Annotated in this window: 13 protein-coding genes; 2 read left to right on the top strand and 11 right to left on the bottom strand. The window is 59.9% G+C overall.

The genetic code is table 11. The features are described 5' to 3' along the window. Positions 1 to 224 precede the first annotated feature (224 nt). Genes ACFI9K_RS21850 through ACFI9K_RS21835 form a run of 4 tightly spaced genes read right to left on the bottom strand, consistent with a single transcriptional unit; the run spans position 225 to position 7399 of the window. Positions 225 to 3443, bottom strand: coding sequence for a helicase-related protein (locus tag ACFI9K_RS21850; RefSeq protein WP_462665439.1), 3219 nt, complete (start codon positions 3441 to 3443; stop codon positions 225 to 227). Beyond that, positions 3436 to 5214 carry a phospholipase D family protein gene (locus ACFI9K_RS21845; RefSeq protein ID WP_462665438.1) on the bottom strand — a complete coding sequence of 593 codons (1779 nt, stop codon included), beginning with the start codon at positions 5212 to 5214 and terminating at the stop codon, positions 3436 to 3438. The genes ACFI9K_RS21850 and ACFI9K_RS21845 overlap by 8 nt, the downstream gene beginning before the upstream one ends. Next, positions 5201 to 6346, bottom strand: a complete 1146-nt coding sequence (locus ACFI9K_RS21840; protein WP_462665437.1) for a DUF6361 family protein — start codon at positions 6344 to 6346, stop codon at positions 5201 to 5203. Before ACFI9K_RS21840 ends, ACFI9K_RS21845 begins: the two co-directional genes overlap by 14 nt. 54 nt (positions 6347 to 6400) lie before the next feature. Continuing rightward, entirely contained in the window at positions 6401 to 7399 is a 999-nt protein-coding gene (locus tag ACFI9K_RS21835) for a hypothetical protein (RefSeq protein ID WP_462665436.1), read from the bottom strand. A gap of 1030 nt (positions 7400 to 8429) precedes the next feature. Here ACFI9K_RS21835 and ACFI9K_RS21830 point away from each other — a divergent pair. Beyond that, positions 8430 to 10010 (top strand): hypothetical protein, encoded by a 1581-nt coding sequence (locus ACFI9K_RS21830; protein WP_462665435.1) that lies wholly within the window; start codon positions 8430 to 8432, stop codon positions 10008 to 10010. Positions 10011 to 10031: 21 nt separating this feature from the next. On the opposite strand, the gene ACFI9K_RS21825 is transcribed toward ACFI9K_RS21830, so the two are convergent. The 3 genes from ACFI9K_RS21825 to ACFI9K_RS21815 all read right to left on the bottom strand — a co-directional run bounded on the left by ACFI9K_RS21825 (position 10032) and on the right by ACFI9K_RS21815 (position 13916). Continuing rightward, on the bottom strand, positions 10032 to 11060 hold the full coding sequence (locus tag ACFI9K_RS21825) for a hypothetical protein (protein WP_462665434.1): 1029 nt from the start codon (positions 11058 to 11060) through the stop codon (positions 10032 to 10034). A 544-nt stretch (positions 11061 to 11604) separates the two neighbouring features. Continuing rightward, the gene (locus ACFI9K_RS21820; RefSeq protein ID WP_462665433.1) at positions 11605 to 12786 is read right to left on the bottom strand and encodes a TRAFAC clade GTPase domain-containing protein; all 1182 of its coding nucleotides are present in this window, start codon (positions 12784 to 12786) and stop codon (positions 11605 to 11607) included. A 590-nt stretch (positions 12787 to 13376) separates the two neighbouring features. Further along, positions 13377 to 13916: a hypothetical protein gene (locus ACFI9K_RS21815; RefSeq protein ID WP_462665432.1), complete on the bottom strand. Its 540-nt coding sequence runs from the start codon at positions 13914 to 13916 to the stop codon at positions 13377 to 13379. Positions 13917 to 14253: 337 nt separating this feature from the next. Here ACFI9K_RS21815 and ACFI9K_RS21810 point away from each other — a divergent pair, with 337 nt between their 5' ends. Further along, positions 14254 to 14757 carry a type ISP restriction/modification enzyme gene (locus tag ACFI9K_RS21810; RefSeq protein WP_462665431.1) on the top strand — a complete coding sequence of 168 codons (504 nt, stop codon included), beginning with the start codon at positions 14254 to 14256 and terminating at the stop codon, positions 14755 to 14757. Positions 14758 to 14771: 14 nt separating this feature from the next. Here ACFI9K_RS21810 and ACFI9K_RS21805 read toward each other — a convergent pair whose 3' ends face one another. The 4 genes from ACFI9K_RS21805 to ACFI9K_RS21790 form a co-directional block, all read right to left on the bottom strand. After that, a complete protein-coding gene (locus ACFI9K_RS21805) occupies positions 14772 to 15776 on the bottom strand; it encodes an HNH endonuclease (RefSeq protein ID WP_462665430.1) in 1005 nt (334 codons plus the stop codon). Then, positions 15773 to 16129 (bottom strand): hypothetical protein, encoded by a 357-nt coding sequence (locus ACFI9K_RS21800; RefSeq protein WP_462665429.1) that lies wholly within the window; start codon positions 16127 to 16129, stop codon positions 15773 to 15775. Before ACFI9K_RS21800 ends, ACFI9K_RS21805 begins: the two co-directional genes overlap by 4 nt. Then, a complete protein-coding gene (locus tag ACFI9K_RS21795) occupies positions 16126 to 18576 on the bottom strand; it encodes an AAA family ATPase (protein WP_462665428.1) in 2451 nt (816 codons plus the stop codon). The genes ACFI9K_RS21800 and ACFI9K_RS21795 overlap by 4 nt, the downstream gene beginning before the upstream one ends. A 150-nt stretch (positions 18577 to 18726) precedes the next feature. After that, positions 18727 to 19512 carry an SDR family NAD(P)-dependent oxidoreductase gene (locus tag ACFI9K_RS21790; RefSeq protein WP_462665427.1) on the bottom strand — a complete coding sequence of 262 codons (786 nt, stop codon included), beginning with the start codon at positions 19510 to 19512 and terminating at the stop codon, positions 18727 to 18729. Positions 19513 to 19544 lie beyond the last annotated feature (32 nt).

Raw genomic sequence — 19544 nt, 5'->3', positions numbered from 1 at the left:
GTCGATTTCTCATCACAACCGTCCCTCAAATATGTCAAAGGGCGCGTGATGTCCAGCGCGGCAGTAGTGGGTTCGGGGCGAGAACCGCCTAATTGCTTGGAACGACGGCCAAAGGGATTTGATGGCCAATGGACGCGTTGGTTGCGCCGCAGATGAGACGATACCGAACCTGGGTGCTTGGTCACCGCAACCTCGAAACGCCAGTCGAAGCGTTTGATGTTCGACTAAGTCGCAGCTCCAGTCTGCGTCGGACGCAAGTCGACGCGCCACAAATCAGCTTGATCACCGCTCACACCTACCGAACGCAGTAACTCCAGGAGATCCTCCTGTCGCGGCTGTCCGAAAGCCAAGCGATACAACGCAACCCGCTCATGCGTGCGCTTCAATCGCGCTGAATCCACGCTGAGTTGATAGGGCATCACATCACGGATCACTTTGTGCCGCCCCGGGTAAATCCATTCCGGCGCAAGTCCCGGTATATCGGTGTGCGGCGCGTCCTGCTCCGCAAGCCGATATGCCTCGTCCCACGGGTTTGTTGCCGCCAACATCTTGGATCCATGCATGTCGGCTATGTTGCGCCGGACGGCGTGCCCCCGGAAACGATTGACGCGCCCATCTCGCTGCTCGAAGTCGACGGGATTACCCGGAACGTTCCAATGGACTAGGTTGTGGCACCACGGATGAAAATCTATCCCTTCCTGGCCAACACTCGTCGATACGAGTACGAATGGCCAGAACGGGGAGTTGAACGCCTCACGGATCTCACCTGGCCTGGCCGAATCGTCGTTCTGATTTCCCACTCCGTACCGGAGGGCGAATCGGCTGGTGAAGTCGATGTCGCCGCCTTCCTGCAGCGGATCCTTCGCGCGATATGTCGCAGGCTTCAACTTGAGCGCACCTGCCGCATGCCAAGCGAACTTGATGAGCGCTTCGTCGTCGAACTCACTGTTCCCCTCCACCTGAACGAGGTGAAAGAGGTACTCGTCCAGCACGGCTTGAAGGTTGCCATCGGCGCAGTAGCTGAGCACCTTCTGCCAGTACGGCGTATCGACACCGTAGAGCTTGTCCAAGATCAGAGCCGATTCCCACCTGTTGAAGAGCCCACGCAGACCCGACGCCACGATCGCAGCGGCGCGCCAGCGGCCCGCGTCAGTCACGGCGGACACATCCACCGACAACCGGCCGAAAGCACGCCAAGCACAATTGGCCGGCGAGTGCATCGCGAGCCGCGCGGTCTGCTCGGCCAGCTTCGGTGGAATTCGCGACAAGTCGAGCGACGTCCGATTCCGATGGGCCTGCACAGCTGCGGCGACGTACTCGTCGATCACCGATTTCTGATCAGCCCTATCGTCGGCACTCTCGATACCGGCTTTTGCGCCCCGACCGGCGATGGCGTCGGCAGCTGATATTCCAGCGACAGAGCCGCTCAGCGCCGCATCCAGCTTGGTGTCGCTCAACGCCAACGGCCATTCCCAAATTCGCGACGCCACTTCGCTAGCACCCGTTTCCGCAGCTCCTTCAGGAAAGTGTGACACCAGATCACCCGCGATCCTCGACTCCGCGTACTCGCGGCCGAAAGGGCGCCCGGCAGCTCCAGCGCGGAGTAGCGGATCAGCCATGTCGGCCAGACCCGGCATAGGGAAGAAGGGTAGGAATCCGGCCATTGCAGTCAGCTGGTCGCCACTCTTGCGAAATTGAAGCCTCTGAGACACATTCTCGCTGGACGCAGTGACACCGATACCAGTGTCGACACCCGACCGAGCAATACGGCGGCTCGCATCGTGACTCAGCAACGACGCGACCGCGGTGGGGGTTGCCGTCCACTGCGAGAACACGAGCTTTTTGGTCATCGAAGCTGCGTCGCTCGAGGCATACGGCCCGCCCGGCTTGAGGTACGGAAGCGACGGCGGCATCCATAGCATCGTCTCCCACCCCTGCGCAGTGGTTTGATCGATCAGCGCCTGAAGTCGAGGATTACGAACCGGCAGCTCCGCGAAGGAATCAACGGCGTTCGGATCCAACCGATCGAGCGAGCGCACAAGTGCTTTGACCTCTTCGTCTGTCACGACGTCCTCGGCAACATATTGCCCCAGCAGATAACCATCGAAAAAGTGCACCAGTTCCGGTACCGATTTCCATACGTCCATCGGGAGGGATGTGTCAACCAGTTCCGCCAGCTCGGTCAACTTGATGAACTGTGTTACCCCTTCAGCCGAGATTGCGGATGCCGGTACTCGGCGTTCCTTCACCATCGACTCGCGCAAGCGTGGTGGTCGCTCGGTGCGGCACATCAGAGCCAGTAGCTCACTACGGAGTCGATCTCGCAGCACTCCTGGATCCCGACGATTCTTCACCGCCTCGCGGTACTCTCCGAGTAGTTTCTCGATCCCCTCGGCACCCTCTCCTTGTGAGTTTCGTGCCAGGAAGTCGAGGACGCCGAGGAACTGTGACTGATGCGAATCACCGACGTCAGTGCCGTCGTCGATCGGTTTGTAGGGAGTAGCCGAAAGCAGAAGCACTTTCGCATGCTTGTAATTGAATAGATCCTGCGCGAGCTCGCTTACCGGATCGTCGGCGTTGAGCAACTCGGTGAACCGCTGGAACTCGTCCAGGATGACCAAGTCGGGTTCGAGGGCATCGACGCTCGCACGAGCCAGTGTCTTTCGGAGCTTACTGACCACGACAGACGCTGCCTTGAATCCGCCGGGGACTAAGGACTTTCCTGTTGTCTGCGCGAGCAGATCTTGGAACGACTGGAGAACGGAGTCGCCATCATCTTGGCATCCGACCAGATCCCAGAACTTCTCGACGATTTGTTGGTCTAGCTTGATCGCGCCCTGCCCCGGTCGGGCACCGAGCTTGATCTCGAAATCGGTGACGCGTTGCTTGAATGCATCGAGTGACGCGACGGTTCCTTGCAGGATGCGATAGGCCGCTGTCTTCTCAGCGCCGGCGAGCTGGAGACGGTCGGCAAGTATGACCATGAGCAGCGCGCGCTCCTGTGCGGTGCCAGACCGCCACCCCTTCTCCGGGAAAGACGTTCTAGGAGTGAGTGATACAAGATTGACTGGCTTTCCCGCTGACCGGTCACCCTTTTTCAGTGCCTCGGTGGACGCGGCCAAAAGACTCAGCCGAGTCGACATGTGAACCTGGTTGCCGAGAATATCGAGACGTTGAATATTCTGACGCGCCACGTCCGCGTTTGAGCAGATGTATATCACATCAATTCTATCGACTTCTGGATCATCTTGGAGTGCCTCGATTGCCCGCGCGATCACACCGCGCGCGACCATCGTCTTTCCCAGTCCTGTCTCATCAGCAACCAAAAAACGCGTTCCGGTCTTGTTGCGATACAACACGTCTGTGATGTGCTCGACGGTTGCTCGTTGGAACGGCCGCAACTGTTCGAGATGAGGCTCAGCACGGAAGGATTGGTCAGACATTCGCGCTCTCTTTCAGATTCGTCGCGGCAGCTATGGCAATCCACAGATCGCCAAATCCTTCCGGTAGTACGCGATGGGGGTCGTCGTTCCCGATAATGCTGGTAACCACTCCCGACAGCTGCTCCAAGATTGCGGGACTAGAACTTGCCGCTCGCAGAAGTTGCTCGAAGAGTCCGTTCTCGAGCGAGTCCCACCGACCGACGCCCATGTCCGAAGCACCGTCCTCCTGCTCCGACTCCGCTTCGGTCGGTGTCCCGAATGCCAGTAAAAGCGAAAGGAATCTTCGGAACGCGTCTGGGCTGTCGATCTCACGGGTGATGATCGAGCTCATACGGTCGGGAAGGTCGTTGATCAATTCGCACTTGACGACGGCCGAGCTCGATCGCCCGTCGGAGTCAGCGACTGTCAACACGACGAAGGCAGTGACATCGGACAGTGCCAAATTCTCGAACATCACGCTGACTGTTGAACCGGCCGGAATTACCGTCGAAGTCGACTTGTCCGCTAGTAACGACACCGACAGTACGACATCAGGTTTGGATGGAATTGGCTCAATGCTGGTGAGGTGCAGCCCGAATGTGTCATCGGTCTGGCTGAGTTCGGATCGCAAAGGCACTGCGGCGACCTCGCGTAGGTGACCGTCGAGGAAAAACTGCGGGTCCTCTGCCTTTTCATCCGAAGGCTCTATCGTCGTCGGCTGCAAGATCGACATGAAACCGTCCTTCCCGAGGAACGTGTCGACACCGAAGGCGCTGACACTGCCGGTGAGCTCGACAAGAACCTCGACGTTGCCACCGAATGCTTTTCGGGTTGCGTTTGCCGATCCAATGAACAAGTGGGCCCACTTGGCACGCTCAACGCAGTACATCTTGGCATGTAGTCCAGCCAGTACCGGTCCGCCGTTCGACTCGTCCTCCTCCGCTGGAATGCCGGCGGTTGGCGAGAGTACGTACGCATCGCTGATCCAGTCAGCATTTTGCTGGTTCAACCCATCGAGTGACTCCTGCCGGGACACGACAGTGACCGACCCTTTCGCGTGGTTCGAGACCACTTCGAACCCGGTGTCGCCGAGAAATGGCGACACAAGCAGATGTTTGTAACCGGAGAAGTCGATCTTCGGCTTCGGCATCTTCGGAACGCCGAATACGTGGAAGGTCAACTCCTTCGCACCTGCCGGAAGGTCCCAGCGCGCGTAACGCACGTCCTCAGCGAGTATGTCTATCGTCAGCGCCCGGTCCGCAGGAAGCTCAGGTGTCACGGTCGTGGGTAGGTATCGCAGGAGATCTACCAACGGCTTGTTCTGTGCACTGGGGGTCGATTCGAGTCGACCATCGAGCGTGAGAGCGATGTCCCACGACCTGTCTCGAGTCAGGTTGCGGCTGAGGACTATCAGCCGAAACTTGACCTCTGCTGTTTCGGAGTTCACGTAGTGCGCCAGCCAAATCTTCGGGTGGAACAGGTTTTTTCCACCCGGCCGAATCGCGTGTAAAGCTGGCTCCATCAGCGTGTGTAGCCGTGAACGATTCGGCGGCACCTTGATCAACCCGCTCTGGTGAAAAATGTTGATTTTGCCAATGCTCGCCTGGACCGCCGCGATGGTTTCGAGCCGGTCTGCGGTGTCGGCAGAAGCGCTTCTCGACAGCGCCAGAGAAGGCAGCATTGCACTGTCGAGGTCCAGGGTGAAGGTAGTTCCCACAACCTGCGAAACCGCATATCCCGGTGGCGGTTCGAGACGCTTGAGGAGCGTCGTTCGACTGTCAGGAGGCAGCATTGTCGAGCCCTTCTTGGATGTCGCCGACAAGAGTTTGCACATTGGGCCATCGATACATCAGCCGGCCCGCACCCGACGCACCAGTCCAATTCTTCAGTGCACGATCGTTGTTGAGCCGTGATTGCTCACCCTTGTTGGCCCGTTCGCGTGCTGCCACGAGGCCACGCAGTTGTGACGAAGACGCGGCACTGACTACCTCTCCCGCCCGGACGGCAGCGAGCCACGCGTCGACGAAAATCTTGGTGCCCGCCGGTATCACGGTAGAGCGTCCAGCGCCGATAGCGCTCCAGAAATCGTCAAGATCCCAGCCATCCAAACTGCTGGAGTCCACCGTAAGCTGCGTCGCCCAATTAGCAAGTAGATCACGATAGACGTCTACATATCCCGCTTGGCCTTGACCTTTGACATTGTCGTACTTTTCAGAAACGAGAAGGTTATAGAGCAGCGCCGCACCATGGATTGCCAGCGAGAACAAACGCGCATGCTCGACCAACGAGCGAATATCATCCGATGCGGAATCGAGGGACGGGTGCTCCCACGGCGAGTCGATGTCGACAATGTCGACGTCCAGGCCTGTAGCGAGCAGGTGCGCTAAGTAGGACTTAGGCGATGTCGCGAGTATCCGCTCTTGCAACCAGCCTGCCTCGGTCTGGGACATGGAGAACCCTGACTCGACATCGGAGGGGAAGCCCACGGGCGCATCGACACTCACGTTCCATTTCGGCTGAAGTCCCGCGTCATCACGAATACCGAGCTTGCCGAGCGCAGACCAGTAGATGTTGGACGGCAGAATCGCCACACTCGCGCCGGCACGGCGGCCAATCAGGCCCTGAGTATGCCCTGCTGCCTTCATCGTTTCGATGAGCTTGCGTTCCTGATCGTTGGCCTTGGACAGGACCGCGGTTCCGCTGAACTTGGCCGCGGCGGCGCGGTGGATCCACGGGATGAACAGCAGATACCGAGCGCGGGTGTGGACCGTCGAGGTGGCAGGAAAAAGCTGATCCGAGATACTGTCTCGCACCTGGCCGATACCGATGTCATCGAGGGTGGCAGTGTCGGCGAACATCTTGACCAACTCACGCATGCGCCGTTCTTCGTCGGGAGATGTATCCAACCAAGCAATATCTGACAAGTGGTAATTCCTTACATCGAAGGTCGACCGACGAAGTGACTGTGCGAGAACGAGTTACGCAGAATGTGCCGGAAGGACTACCAGCGAACCGTCTGCCTTGCGCGCGATCTCGATGGCAACGTCGGGCTGCGGACCGGACAGCTCGATCGAATCGCTCAACGCGCGCATGCGGCGGGCAGTGCGAAGTAGCGTATCGACCTCACTCGATTTGAATACGAAGTCACGGACGCCGTGCGTGCGGTCGATCTCGAGACTTGACAGGCGGCCGAGGGCGGCTGAGATTCTGCCCTGCAGCGCGACGACGCGCTGGTCTCTCCTCTTCAGAGCTCGAGTGAAACCCTCGAATAGCTTCGTCGGGTCGAGCTGAGCGTGCTCGACTGCTTGCAACACCGTTACGCGTTGCTGCAGATCGATCGAAAGTTTCGCCAATTCGAGGTGAGTCCGGAATTCGCCGCCATCACTTCCGATGCCCTTGAATGCCTTTTCCAAAGCAGCAACTTCGACTCGGCCATCCTTGAACTTACTGAGAGATGTTTCCCACGCGGCCACCCGTGTTTCAGCGTTCGCGAGACCGACGTTGATGTGAAAGACCGCTGTGTCCAACCCCAGCGAGGCACCGATCTTTCCTTCATCCAGGAGGACGGCCGACGCGCTGTCGATGATGGGAATACAGGCATTCAGCGCTGACCGCTCACCTGTCAGCGCGTTGTCCTTCAGCTCACCGAGCATCTCGGTGATGGTGTCCAACGCCTCTTGACGATTGCGCTCCGCACGCGCGTTGAGTCCGACAGCGACAGCCATCAAAACCAACGGTGCCGCCACCGTCAACGCGCTGGCACCGACAACGGCAGCTCCCGCGGTGGCTGCCGATCCACCGACAGCACCAGCCGCTGCGGTCGCCGCCGAACCGGCCACCGGTACGAACGTGGCCTGCGCTGCGATGCCAGACGAGCCCACCAGCGCACTGTGAACGCCTCCGGAAGCAACCTTGGAGGTCATCGACTTCACTACGCCACTACCCACCTGGGCTGCGACCTTTGCCGGTACAACCATCTTGTACAGGGTCTCCCCACCAGTGTGGACGCCTTTTGCCGCACCCGTCTTCGCCGTTTGGCTGATCAACTGGGATAGGTGACTTGCTAGTGGACTGGCACTTTCCAGGTGTATCCCTCCGGACAGATCAGCAGTTTTCGGGAGAGGATGTGCTTCAAGGGTGGCCAGCGGGGCGTCCACCAAGGCGGCCAGGACGGTTCGCAGTTCATTGAGCCGTGCGCTCGTCAGAGCATCCTCGGTCATCACCACAGGCGACGTAGTTTCTTCGGTCGCCAATGTCCACACCGGGACTTCGTAAGTGCTCTCCGTCATTCCGTGCCCTCCTGAGGTAATTGACGCTCACACTAACCGAACGAACCGACCGGTCCGGGGCTTTGCAACCTGTGGGTGGCTCGTCAAGCCAAGCACAACCGCATTCACCGCCACTCGATGATCTAATACTCCGCGCGATCGATAATTGGATGACGGCAGCGGCAGCCACTTGCGAGCGCCCCTCGGTACGCAACCATAGGTGGACGGCTGTAGGGAGCCGGCCACCACAGCCGAAGCAGCACGCTTCATGACGAACAACGGCAGTCAGCGCACACACTGCAAGGAAACCATCTGACTAGCGGGGCCGCGGCGCGCGCGGATTCACCTCTACACCTGTGAAGCGAATCGCGTGTAGATAGTCACTATTCGGACTTGTCAGCGGCGCTGTGCACGAGCTGCCACGTAAAGATGAGCGCCGGGGGATTCACCAACTATCTGGACTTCGAGTTCGCCGCGAACCCGCCGTGCCCACGGTGTCCGTTTCGCCGGTCGGTCGGCTACGTCTCGCGACCCTATGCCGATGATCTGCCAGCAACGAGATCACCGTGGAAGTCTTCCAGCGAACCTCAGGCCCTGGGACATTCTTGGGTACTGGTTGTGCCGCCATTGCCTCTCCGCCTTCGATGCATCGCCCGAGACCGGCAACAGATTTTTTTGACCGCATTTGCGTCGTACCTCTCCGATACGGTGCAAGTGTGAGAAGAACGAGGAGAACTGCGTGACGGACATCAGCGGCGCGCAGTACTTCTACTACGCGTCGTACGATGGCGACCACACCGTGACGGTCGCTCGCGTGAGCGACACCGACTTCGACACTTACCAACGCTACGACGTCGAGCGCTCGACCTGGATCATCGATGACGAGATCGACATCGAAAACGAAGGCAAAGACTGGAATTCCGTGACGGTCGACGAGGCGGACTCACTGACCGAACGGCGAGCGTTCGGGCTCGACGGCACTCCCCCTGGCGACCCTGGCTATACGGTGGCCATCGACCTCGACGTGTCTGCCACCGAGTTCGGCGATTCCATTCTGCAGTCAATACACTTGAGCGTCCCCAATCCTGTTGATATACGAGTGCGTTCAGGCAGCACCGGGCATGCTCAGATCGTCGTAGACATCCCACACACCGGGTGGTTCGCCGCCGGGTCGGCCGGCGTCACTGTCGCTCGTCACATCGAAGCGCACTGGCCGATCCTGGCGGTACAGATCTGCCGAACCGACCTGTGGAACGACGGCGAGCAAGCGGTCCATTGGTTGGCACCGGACTTTGCGGAGGTACTCGACAGCCGTGCCGACGACTGCGTCCTCACGCTCGAGGTCGTGCCCAACCCCTGGGCCGGTCAGGATTTGGATCGCTACTCGTTGCCCGGGGAGACCTCGTACCTGACGTCGACGGGAAGCGGCAGTGCTCAGCTGAACATTCCCAGGGTGGGCAGAAACTGCGTCGATGAGGCGCAGATGTCCTCCAAGACCGCGCACCTCCTGAGTAACGGGTTCTCCATTGCCCGCATCCGGGTGAGTCGCGCACGGTTCTACCGCCACGAATACCCTGTCAGCGGGTCGTTTCCGGCTACCGCGCCTCCATCGGAAACAGTCTCCCCTGGTTGGCATTTCGGTTCATTCATGTCGTCGGAGCGATTCGTCGTCATCACCGACCTCGAACACGATTACACCGGATGGGCGGTTGAGGTCACGCAGGACGACGACGTGCACATTGCACCGATCTCGGCAAAGACTCTGTATCGCAACGACAGCGAGGATTTCAACCTTCACGTTCAGGGAGAGACGTTTCACGGCTTTGCTGCATCCGTCGAACCCGGCGCTCGACTGATTGCGTTCATCACCGCATCCGGCGCGCGGATCGAGGTCGATTCATGGATCTACATGACCGAGTGGCTGACCGAGTCCCTCGCGGACAAACCGTGCGCACTTGTCATTGACCTTGGTCCGAGTGACTACATCCCCAGCGAAGACGACGAGAACGACGTGGTGTGCGCCCAGTTGATCGTCATGGCCGACGATGTGTTCATGGTCCGGCGCTCGCGAGTGGAAGTGGGCCACCTAATGTTCGCCGACTACTCCACGGATTACGTCGAGCTCGATCGGTGGTACCTCGCCCCTCATTTCGACGACTGCACCGACGGCTACCTGTTCACCAGAGATCGACGTCTGGCGGCGGAAACCTGCGTTACCTGGTTCCGAGACAACCAAGGAGCCAGTGAGCCCGGCAACATCGGCTGCGACTACCGCTACCCCGACGAACTGCTGCCCGATGACGATGCGCCCGAGCTGTGACCCGCAGTCAACCCGTTTCGCTCAGCACACCGGGTCTCTGTCTTCGTTTCCACGGCCCGTCGAGACAGTCACTTGCTGCGCCGTTCCGCTATACACGTCGGATGAACCGAGATCGGTCTGTCGGTCCGGATACAGCAAAATCGACACGTAACCGTCGTCTCCGGTGATGTCTCCCAGCGACACGGACTGCGCATCGATGCTGACGCACGTGTTCGAGCTCGACGGGTCCGAGTTGGTCCCGATCAGCCGATCCACGATGCGAGTGTCCTCCGGAAGCACCGCCAATGCGGTTGCAATAGCGGCATCTTCGTCCACGGGCGAGCTCAGTGCGAGGCCGACCCAATTCGTGGGGTCCACGACGTTATCGCGGTACGGCTCGCGAGTACACATCACTGTGTCGGCGTCGAATTGGAACCCGAAGAACGGGCTGATCCACGTGCCGAACCGTGCGACGCACTCGCTTTCAGGCAGCGTCTCATACCGACTCGGATACCAATCGACCGTTGAACCCAAGCCGCGTGCGGCGTTCTCTTCGGCAGGTCCTGGCTCTCGTTGGTCCACCGCTGAGTCGGCAGTCAGCGCAGGGCAAAAGACGTCTCGCAGATAGCCATTGAGACGCTGGGAGTCACTGAACGGAGCGCCGCTGGCAACATCGGCGTCAATTACCTCGTCCCACGTTTGAAAGCCTGCCGCGACCTCGGTACAGGTGTCGATCACGACAGCGGCGAATCCCTGCCGTTCTTCGAAGTTCGTGTTCCTGTTGTCGAGTCCGTATCCCGCTTCGTCGGTGACCTCGCCGAGATCGCACACCATCTGTTCGGTGACACCGTTGGCATCGAGAATGTCTTGAATGCTTGTGTCGCTACCGGTGGGCTCGCCGTCTGCGCCCTCGCAGGCAGGTGGCGGCGACACCGACGTCGAGGTGGTGGCCGTCTCCTCCGTCGTGACACTGGTAGACGCCGCGGCTGTCGAGTCGTCGTCTGCACTGCACGATGTCGCGCCGAGCGCCAGTACAGATACTGCTACGAAGAGTGTCGTTCGGATTCGCACATCGGCCCTTTCGATGATGGTCGTCTCCGTATCGGTCGTGAGAAGTCGAGGGTTACAACGGTGAGGACCGGCAGACCTACAACTCCGCAACGTATTTCATTAGCCGGGCACCACTGTGGCAATCGGGCCGCGATTCAGTTCCGATCTCAGTCGGCGCGCACCCGTGAACGTCATCGGTCCGGCAGGAGCTGTCAGTCATTCGATAGGTCTGAAATTTCCCAGACGCTCGCGTACATCTCGGACACTAACGGCCACACCTCGTTTAGACCGTCCTCGACAGAGTTGACGGCAGCAGCGAGGTCGCCGAAAAGGACGAACTCGTGGGGAATCACACGGCCTGCCGAGTCGCGTCGCACGAGCGGGTCTGGAAAGCGCAGCGCCACTTGTCCGTCTTGGCGACGCCACGCAGTCGGTGCGTCTCGGAGATCTTGGAAAGCGCGTTCGTAGTGCGGAAGTGGATCACTTAGTCCGGCGTCGAGAAGAAAACGGAAGCCCCACGTCCGACCCCGAGAGGCCCAGATAAGGGTTTCCGTGCGTTCGGTATTCACTTCGGGTTCCTGATTACTTTGTCGATGACGCCCTGCTCAAGGTCCCGCTTGAATTGCGTCAGCGTCGCTCTCAGGTAGTCGTGCTGCGCTCGGGCCTGCTCGTTCATCTTCTTGAGTTCCGGTCCCGCCAACTGGACTGCTTGCGCCAGGATCGGCAGCGCGATGGCGGCGACCTTGTCGGCCTTGGGGATTTTGGCCAGAATCTTATCGACGGCTCCGAATTTCCCACCGGCCAGGCCGGCTGCCAGCAACTCGGCGCCGTCAGCTAGCGAGTCGAGCACCTTGCGGGGGATGTCGAACTTCTCATGCCACTGCACCCGACGTTCCAGCGGGAGAAGAGACGCCACCGGAAGGACGAGATCGAGACCAACGCGCTGCGTCAGGTCGATGTCGAGCGTCTGCGGGCCGTCAGACTTGAGCTCGAATTTGGCAGAGGAGAGCAGCATGAAGTCTTCGCCGATAGACAGGGCTGCAGGAGTCTCGATGAATTCTGCGACGGTCGATCGAAGGCGTTCGACGTCCCCCGCTGCTTTGAGGATGACCAGATCGCGAAATGTGTCGACGTCCCAGTCTGGCAGCAGATCAGCTTTTGACAGGGCCAAGATCCACACTCGAGGGAACTCGATGATTGGCCCGTCCTTGAGCAGGTCGTCCTTGAGTCGCAGAAGCCCCTGACGGAAGTTCGCCATCAGCGACGTTAGATAACGCTCTTCTTCGCCGCGGTAGCTGAGCAGCTTCTGCCCGTCTACCAGCAGGATTGCAACATCGGACCGAAGTAGAGAACGAAAATTGTCGGTCCGGCGGTTCTTTTCTGCCAATCTGCTGGGTTCCTCTTGGAACCATTCGCCCGGATAGTCGTGCCACGCGAGTCGAAGGACATCGAAGGGCCTCTTCTTGGCTGCGCCGTTGTCGCCGCCCTTCAGTTTGACCGAGAAATAGTAGGTCGTAGACTCGAAGCGGGTCTGTAACGGCGGGGCCGCTCGGTCCCGCATGCCAAGGTAATTCTGGTAGAGCCGATTCCCCTGACCAGCGTCATCAGCTACTAGATCCCAGAGGTCGTTCTTGTAAGACCCCTCCTGGGTCCGGCCGAAGAACGACGAAACCAAAACAGTCTTGCCCGACCCGCTTTCGCCGAAGACGGCAATGTGCTGCTCTCGAATTCTTGGGTACTTGGCCACGCCAGAACGGTACAACACAACTTGGGCACGCTAGCAGTCGACTAGTGCGAAGAAGGTAGCCCACACCGGGATCCGAGAATGGATCGACTATCCACGAGTTGTTTGAACTCGAACGGTTCCCCAATTGCTCAGGCTCCTGGACGAAGAGACTTGGGGGAACGACACTCTTAAGAGCTGAAGATAGCCGTTGCCGTTGCTTGTTGGGGTCTGAAAGCCGAGGCAGCAAATTCGCTAGTGTCGACCGGTTGGTCATCACGCAGGCTCACCGCGTCGGCCATCACCTTCGGGATCTGATCGAGTCGACGCGTTTGCGTTTAGATGCTGTCGACTTCGGGCAACTCCAAGGCCCAATACTGTCCCGGTCGCGTCGCTTTCGCGGTCGCCTTCATTTTGTGCGCTTCTGTTGCGGATCGGTCATTCCGAGCAGCTTTCGGACCGCTTTGACTGTCACGTCGTGGATCTCGCTGTATCGAGCGAGATCGTGTTGGCGTAAGCGCGGTTCTCGTTGACCACGCCTGCCCACTACACAAGACTCGTTTAGTCCCACTAGACGCTATGAGTAAGGGCGGCATAGGCAGCTTCCCTTAACGTCAAACGCCTATCGCGACCGCCACCGCCAGTAGCGCAACGGTCACCACCATCAGGACAACCGTCAGAATTATGTAATGTCGTTCCTGTGCCGGCGTGAGCTCTCGCGCTTGTTCGTGTTCTTGCCCTGCGCTCCGAGCGCCGTACGGGTGCGTCCAGAGCATGACGACTGAGGCGATCAGCAACGCCACCGACGTGACGGGGACCAGCCACAAACCCCACCCAATCAAGGCGTCCTCGCCCTCGAAGGCAACGATGTCGACAATCGCTGTCAGTAACCCCGCGGTACCGCACAGCGCTATAGCCACGACGGCAATAAGCGATGCAACGACAGAACGGACGAATACCGCGATGCCCGCCACTACTCCCACCCCAAGGACAATCTTGCCGTCGGTGGTCGATGTTCCGGGCAGACCTCCGAACGGTGTAGACACCCAGCTACCCAAGGCGCTGATCACCAAGCCGAGAGCTGAGGCGGCGGCGAGCACAAAAGCGGGAACGTTGACGTTAGACAGAGACGGCTGTCGGACTGGTGCGGTCATAGCGCTCGTGTCCTTCTCGCTCGGGCTATCAGACTGCTGAGGCGTATCGGGACCGTACCGCTTGCCCGGCAATTCCCGCGGCACATTACAAATTTCGAACCGATTCGCGATTGCGCCGCACCTGCGTAGTCACGATCAGCGCCCGTCGGGGCACTGTTAGTTATCGAACAGATAGTCCGAATCGGCTTTTGAATCAATGTCTCCTAGCTCGTGAGCGGTGCCGTACATCGTTGACCATAGGCGCGAGTTCATGCGTATACCGGGAAACTCGGGCTACCCGCTGATCCACAGCCTCTTGAGCGCGCCTGTGCACACCGGCTGGCTACTGTCCGCCGCTATGGCGCATACATCGACTCAGCAGGCACTTGGCGACCTGTTCGACGTAATCTTCCGCGACCGCATCCCGCGTTCGCCGCAGTTCGACCTGACTCCGACCGCTGTGCGGCAATTCGGGGTGTTCAGCCATGCGTTCAACAGGAGTGAGCCCATGTCTCTTGTCGAGACGATCTCGGCACCCGTGCAAACCGACGATTGGACAATATGGCGGACGAACAAGATGAAGTACGCCAGATCTGACCGATCAGCGATTCGCTTCAACGGCTATATCAAGTTCTCGGCGATCCCCGAACAAGCTCATACCGTCCGCCTCGGGCAGCTCACGCTCGTCGACTGGGTCCTGGATCGGTGTCAGCTAGCCAAGGACCCCAGCTCGGGTCGAACAATTTTCGACCCCAACGACATCAGCCGCCGACACGGATGTCCAAGGCTGGTCGCAGATTTCCTCGCTACGACAATTGCGGCAAGTTGTGGTGCCGCACATCATTGGAGGGACATTGCCTAGACCGGCGGTCTGTTCTATGCAGCGACGTAGATCTTTTCCCGATGCCAGGTCAAATAGGATATCTCCGGAGCAACCGAGTCTGGGCCTAGGAAGATCCGGTCTCCCAGCGGCGGCTTGCCCAGTGCATGCCGAAGTGCCGGCGTTGCTCTCATGTCGCTCTCAACTCCCGGCGCGTAGCTCACACTGAGGTCCTGATTAACGGTGATCAGCCCGGTGTCGAACGCAACATCGTGAGTAGGGCACGCAGTGAACCCATTGCGGAAGTCGAGCCGCTCATCGTCGGAGCTATCACGCCACGGCTTGATATGACTCGCCACCATCATTCGCGGCCGACGCTGTCCCGCAATGGTGCCGCTCAGTCCGCAAAAGACGCAACAGTTTTGGTGATTCTCTAGGACCGATTGGGCGAACCTATGCTGGCCCACACGCACGGCAAACGTGAACATCTTCTGCGTCGTCAGAACTGCCGTTGTACTACCTGTTCGCTTGTGCTGCTCGAGCTTTCTTTCGAATTCGCTCTCGACAACACTGACGTCGAGTTCAGCCTGACCCTTGAGTTGGAGAGCGAAACCATCCTCGAGGTGAAGGAAATCTGGCAGCTCGACCTCGTCGACACTCAGACTTCGAGCAACGTCAAGTATGCGCAAGTAGAGACCTCGCAGCAGATCGAGATCTCGGAGGCGCTCGGCCACTTCGAGGTCGTACTTGCCGCCATGTGATCGAGTCCCGTAGAGATTCGCCATCTTTGCGATAATCGACGTCGGTGGACGCTTGAATACCCGGGCCAGGTCCTGAACCGGGAACGGCGCGCGGGAAGCCGATGCGCTTCCATATCTGCTGTAGTCCATTACCAGAGACGCACAGAAACACAGCACGACTTCACACTGAACGAAATTCTTCTGATTAGTACCCGCAGGGACATGTTCGCGAGCGAGAACCGATAGCCACTGCTGTCGCAGCATGTCGTCGGTCGGGTCGATGAACGCCGCCACGCCGGAGCTGATTGGTTCCACAGTCACTTGACCTCCAACAGAATCGCAACCACTCCACACAGGTGCCGCACCTCATCCACTGTTGGTGCAAGTTCATACGCATGATGGTGGCAGGCATTGCTCAATCTGTTCCACGCCATCGCTGCAGCGTCGGCGTTCTCGGCTGTATCGAGAGACCGCAGAATCACCAAGCGCGATCGCATACTCGGCCGCTCGATGTCGACACCCAGCGCTACGCATCGCTCGATTACCAATTCCTCCAACGCCTGGCGAGCGAGGAACGCAGCCAGACGCGCCGAACCGCCTGCAGCACCGTGACTTCCGTCGAGCAGCAATTCCGCGTTGCGGAGCGCAACTGCCGGCGACGTGGTCGTAATCATTCGGCCAGGATCCCGTCGACCATCTTCTTCAAATCGTTCACCACTTCCCAGGTGATCGGTCGATCTGCACCTTTGTGAGTGCCGGCGTTCGCGATGTGGAGCGTCGGGAAGCGTTCGGTGCGGAAGCCCAGCCACTGCGATAGGTCGCGTTCGGAGTCCTGGTGCACGGCCAGGGCAATCTTGTTGCGCGTCTTGTGCACTGACGACCACCGCTCTTCGGTCACCATCCGAGACTCCCCCGCTCGGTGTTGCTTTGCGTAGAACACCTGCTGCGCAGCCGATTCCAAAGCCAATCGGAACAAGCCCGGTGCAACCCGACGCTTGACGTCTTCGGGCACATTCTCGTCCAACACCAATGCCCGCACATCGTTGAAATAGCGGGTCGCTTGATTCTGCGTCTCGGAAACACTGATGTTGGAACCTGGTTCGCGCATCACCTCGACGAGCCGAGCGTCGACTGCGAGTTGTCTGATCGCAGTGGCCAATCGATCATCGTGCGAGAACACGATGACCTGCCTGGTCTTCGCGAGCGTCGACAGCACGTTGATGAAGCCATCGATCTTCGCCGGATCCATGGCCTGTATCGGGTCGTCCAGCACAATGAATCGAAACGGACTGTTCGGCGTAGTCGCTCTCGGTATGAACAGTGCCAATGCCAATGCATGCAGCTCGCCCTGACTCATCACCGACAGTGCCTCGGACTCCACGCCGTCGACCGAGCCGGTCATCACCACTCGCCTGCTGGTGTTGTGGCCCACCAAGTTGATGGCACCGATGTCGACATTGCTTTCCTGCCGCAACTCCGCCCAGATGTTGCGCGCCTGCTCTGCAATCGGAGCGAGCCGCTGATCCCTCAATTGCTTGGCGTGCGAGGCAATCCACTTCTTGGCCGTGTCGAGATTCTTGACGGCCTCATCGGCCTCTCGCGCCGCGGATTCGAAAGTTGCCCACGCTGCCAGACGTCCAGCAATCGGCGCCCAGGTGTCCTCACGCTGAGCCGCCGCTTCTGTGGCCTCGGTGCGCAGCGCCTCAGCAGACTCGATAACCGCAGGGATCGTCGTAGCCAAGTGATCCGCCACATCGGAAGAACTCGACGGTTGCTCTCGCGCCACTGCGACGGACTTTCGATACTCGGACAAGGAGGGCAGGTCGACGCCCTCCACCGCGGTGGCGTCGGCGATTTCGTTCCCCAGTTCGACTGCGGCGCGTTGCGCTTGGTCGAGTCGGCGGCGGCTGTGCTTGTAGGCGGCCAGTTTCTGGCTCTGCTCGGCAAGCTGCGCCCGCGAGTGCTCGGCCCACGCATCGTCGAGCGTCCCCGTCGCGCAGACCGGGCACTCGATAGTGCCCGTCTCACTATGCAGTCGCAGGGCCGCATCGAGCAGATCGTTGCGCTGCTCCACCGCCGACAGTGCCTCATCAGCGGAATCCGCGGTATCGGCCGCAGCTGCCCGGAGCTCCGCCACCACCTCGTCAACGCGCTGCTGTGTCGGGGCGCTCAACGCTGCGAGCCGCTTCAAACCGACAAGCGCGGGCGAGGTCGATGCGTCGGCTCCGGTGGCGAGCGCCAACACTGCATCGAGATCCGCAACCCGCTTCTTGACCAGGTCTGCAGCAGTTTTCGCACGATCATCCGACGCTTCCGACAACGAGGTCTTGAGCTGGCGCAGACTCTCCGCTGCTCGTTGCCTAGGCCCCTTGATTTCCTTGAGTACCGCTGCCAGTCGCTTCTCGGCATCGGTGATCTCGTCGAGTCCGAGGAGTTTGGCCAGGGCGTCGTGCAAGGTGGACGGCGTCGCGTCGAATAGGCCGCCGATTTCGTCGTAGGACAGAATCGGGCGATGTAATTCGACGGCAGATTTCCACCCAAGTGCATCGGTACCGTTGCTGCGCTTCTGCTTTCCCACCTGAGTCCAGGTGGAGCATCCCTTCAGCGCAGCATCGGAGGTCCAGTCGACACCGACAACCGTCGGTTCGGAACCTTCGATCGTGAGCCCCACCCGTACCTCACACGGGTCTCCCTGATGCAGATTGCGCCAGGTGTCGGCCCACAGCTTGGCCTTGTTCTCCCAGCGGTAACTCGAACCGGTGATCGCGAATTCGAGCGCCTCGGCAAAGCTCGACTTGCCTGATCCGTTGCGGCCACTGACGATCGTGATGCCCGGCGCGGGGTGTAGCTCCAGCGCTGCCTTGGGCCCGATGCCGCGGAATCCCGCGACAGTGATCGAGGTCAGAAATGCACCGACCGGCTCTTCGACGAGCTGGCTACCCGACGGCTCCGGAACGTGCGGGGTCGAGATGCCGTCGAGCAGCTCCTGTAGTGCTGTCGGCCCTTCGAGGGCGGCGAGAACGAAGTACTTGGCCTCGTCGGACAGCTCAGCATCCGCGTCGATGGCTTCGATCACCACGTCGACGAGTGGCCTGTCGACAGCATTGTCGGCAACGGTCACCGGCACTCCCCTGTTCGTTCTGATGGCTAACCAGACCCCACAGTTCCATACGGTGCCGACAGTTCGCAGGGACATGAACCATCTCCGATCCCGCGTCAGCTCGGACCGGTGGAGGTTAATCGTTGAATGGCACGAACGTGGCGATCAGAGTCAGGCCCCCGAACCGCAGTCGACGGGCACGATCGCCCCGGTCACCGCGGAGGCCCTGTCACTCAGCAGCCACGCGGCGGCCTCGGCAACTTCGCGGGCTTCGGCCATGCGACCCATCGGTGACGCAGCGCTACTGGCTGCGATTACACCGGGTGTCTTCGCCTCCCATTCGTCCATCATTTCTGTTGCAGTTCCTCCGGGCATCAGACCGTTGACACGGATACCCTCAGGGGCCCATGTGACCGCTGCTGTTTCGGTGATGCTGTTGAGTGCCCGCTTCATCGCTCCGTACGCCGGAAGCGGCGGAACGGCACGGCGGCTGCCGATGCTCGAGGTGTTCACGATGGCACCGCCTCCACTCCGACGCATAAGGGCGGCTTCGGCATTCATCGCCGTCCAATGGGCGCGGAAGTTGACGGTGAACTGCTCGTCGAGGTCGTCCTCGGTAGTGGTGTCGAGGGGACCTATCTGCTGCTGGTTGACGCCACCGTTGTTGAACGCGCCGTCGAGTCGTCCGTGCAGCTGCTCGACGCGGGCGACGGCGGCACGGATGCTGTCGGAGTCAGCAAGGTCCATGGAGACCGCGTCGGCGGTGCCCCCGGCCGTTCGGATTTTCCTCACGAGCTGATCGAGCGCGTCGACGTTGCGGGCGGCGAGCACAACAGCAGCCCCTTCATCAGAGAAAAGTTGAGCCGCAGCAGCACCGATTCCTCGACTGGCACCGGTGATGAACATGATTTTTCCGGCCAGAAGGCCGGCTGTACGGGAAGTTGCTTCGATGGTCATGGTGCAAGCATCAAGGCGCATCAACACCGGAT

It is taken from the genome of Rhodococcus sp. PSi06 (assembly GCF_054960675.1).
This window is presented reverse-complemented; position numbering and strand designations above follow the sequence as displayed.

What these genes read in the sequence shown, in the direction of transcription:
- ACFI9K_RS21850 (WP_462665439.1), bottom strand. Translation starts at nt 3,443, where the DNA reads ATGTCTGACCAATCCTTCCGTGCTGAGCCTCATCTCGAACAGTTGCGG.
- ACFI9K_RS21845 (WP_462665438.1), bottom strand. Translation starts at nt 5,214, where the DNA reads ATGCTGCCTCCTGACAGTCGAACGACGCTCCTCAAGCGTCTCGAACCG.
- ACFI9K_RS21835 (WP_462665436.1), bottom strand. Translation starts at nt 7,399, where the DNA reads ATGGTTGTACCGGCAAAGGTCGCAGCCCAGGTGGGTAGTGGCGTAGTG.
- ACFI9K_RS21815 (WP_462665432.1), bottom strand. Translation starts at nt 13,916, where the DNA reads ATGACCGCACCAGTCCGACAGCCGTCTCTGTCTAACGTCAACGTTCCC.
- ACFI9K_RS21810 (WP_462665431.1), top strand. Translation starts at nt 14,254, where the DNA reads ATGGCGCATACATCGACTCAGCAGGCACTTGGCGACCTGTTCGACGTA.
- ACFI9K_RS21800 (WP_462665429.1), bottom strand. Translation starts at nt 16,129, where the DNA reads ATGATTACGACCACGTCGCCGGCAGTTGCGCTCCGCAACGCGGAATTG.
- ACFI9K_RS21790 (WP_462665427.1), bottom strand. Translation starts at nt 19,512, where the DNA reads ATGACCATCGAAGCAACTTCCCGTACAGCCGGCCTTCTGGCCGGAAAA.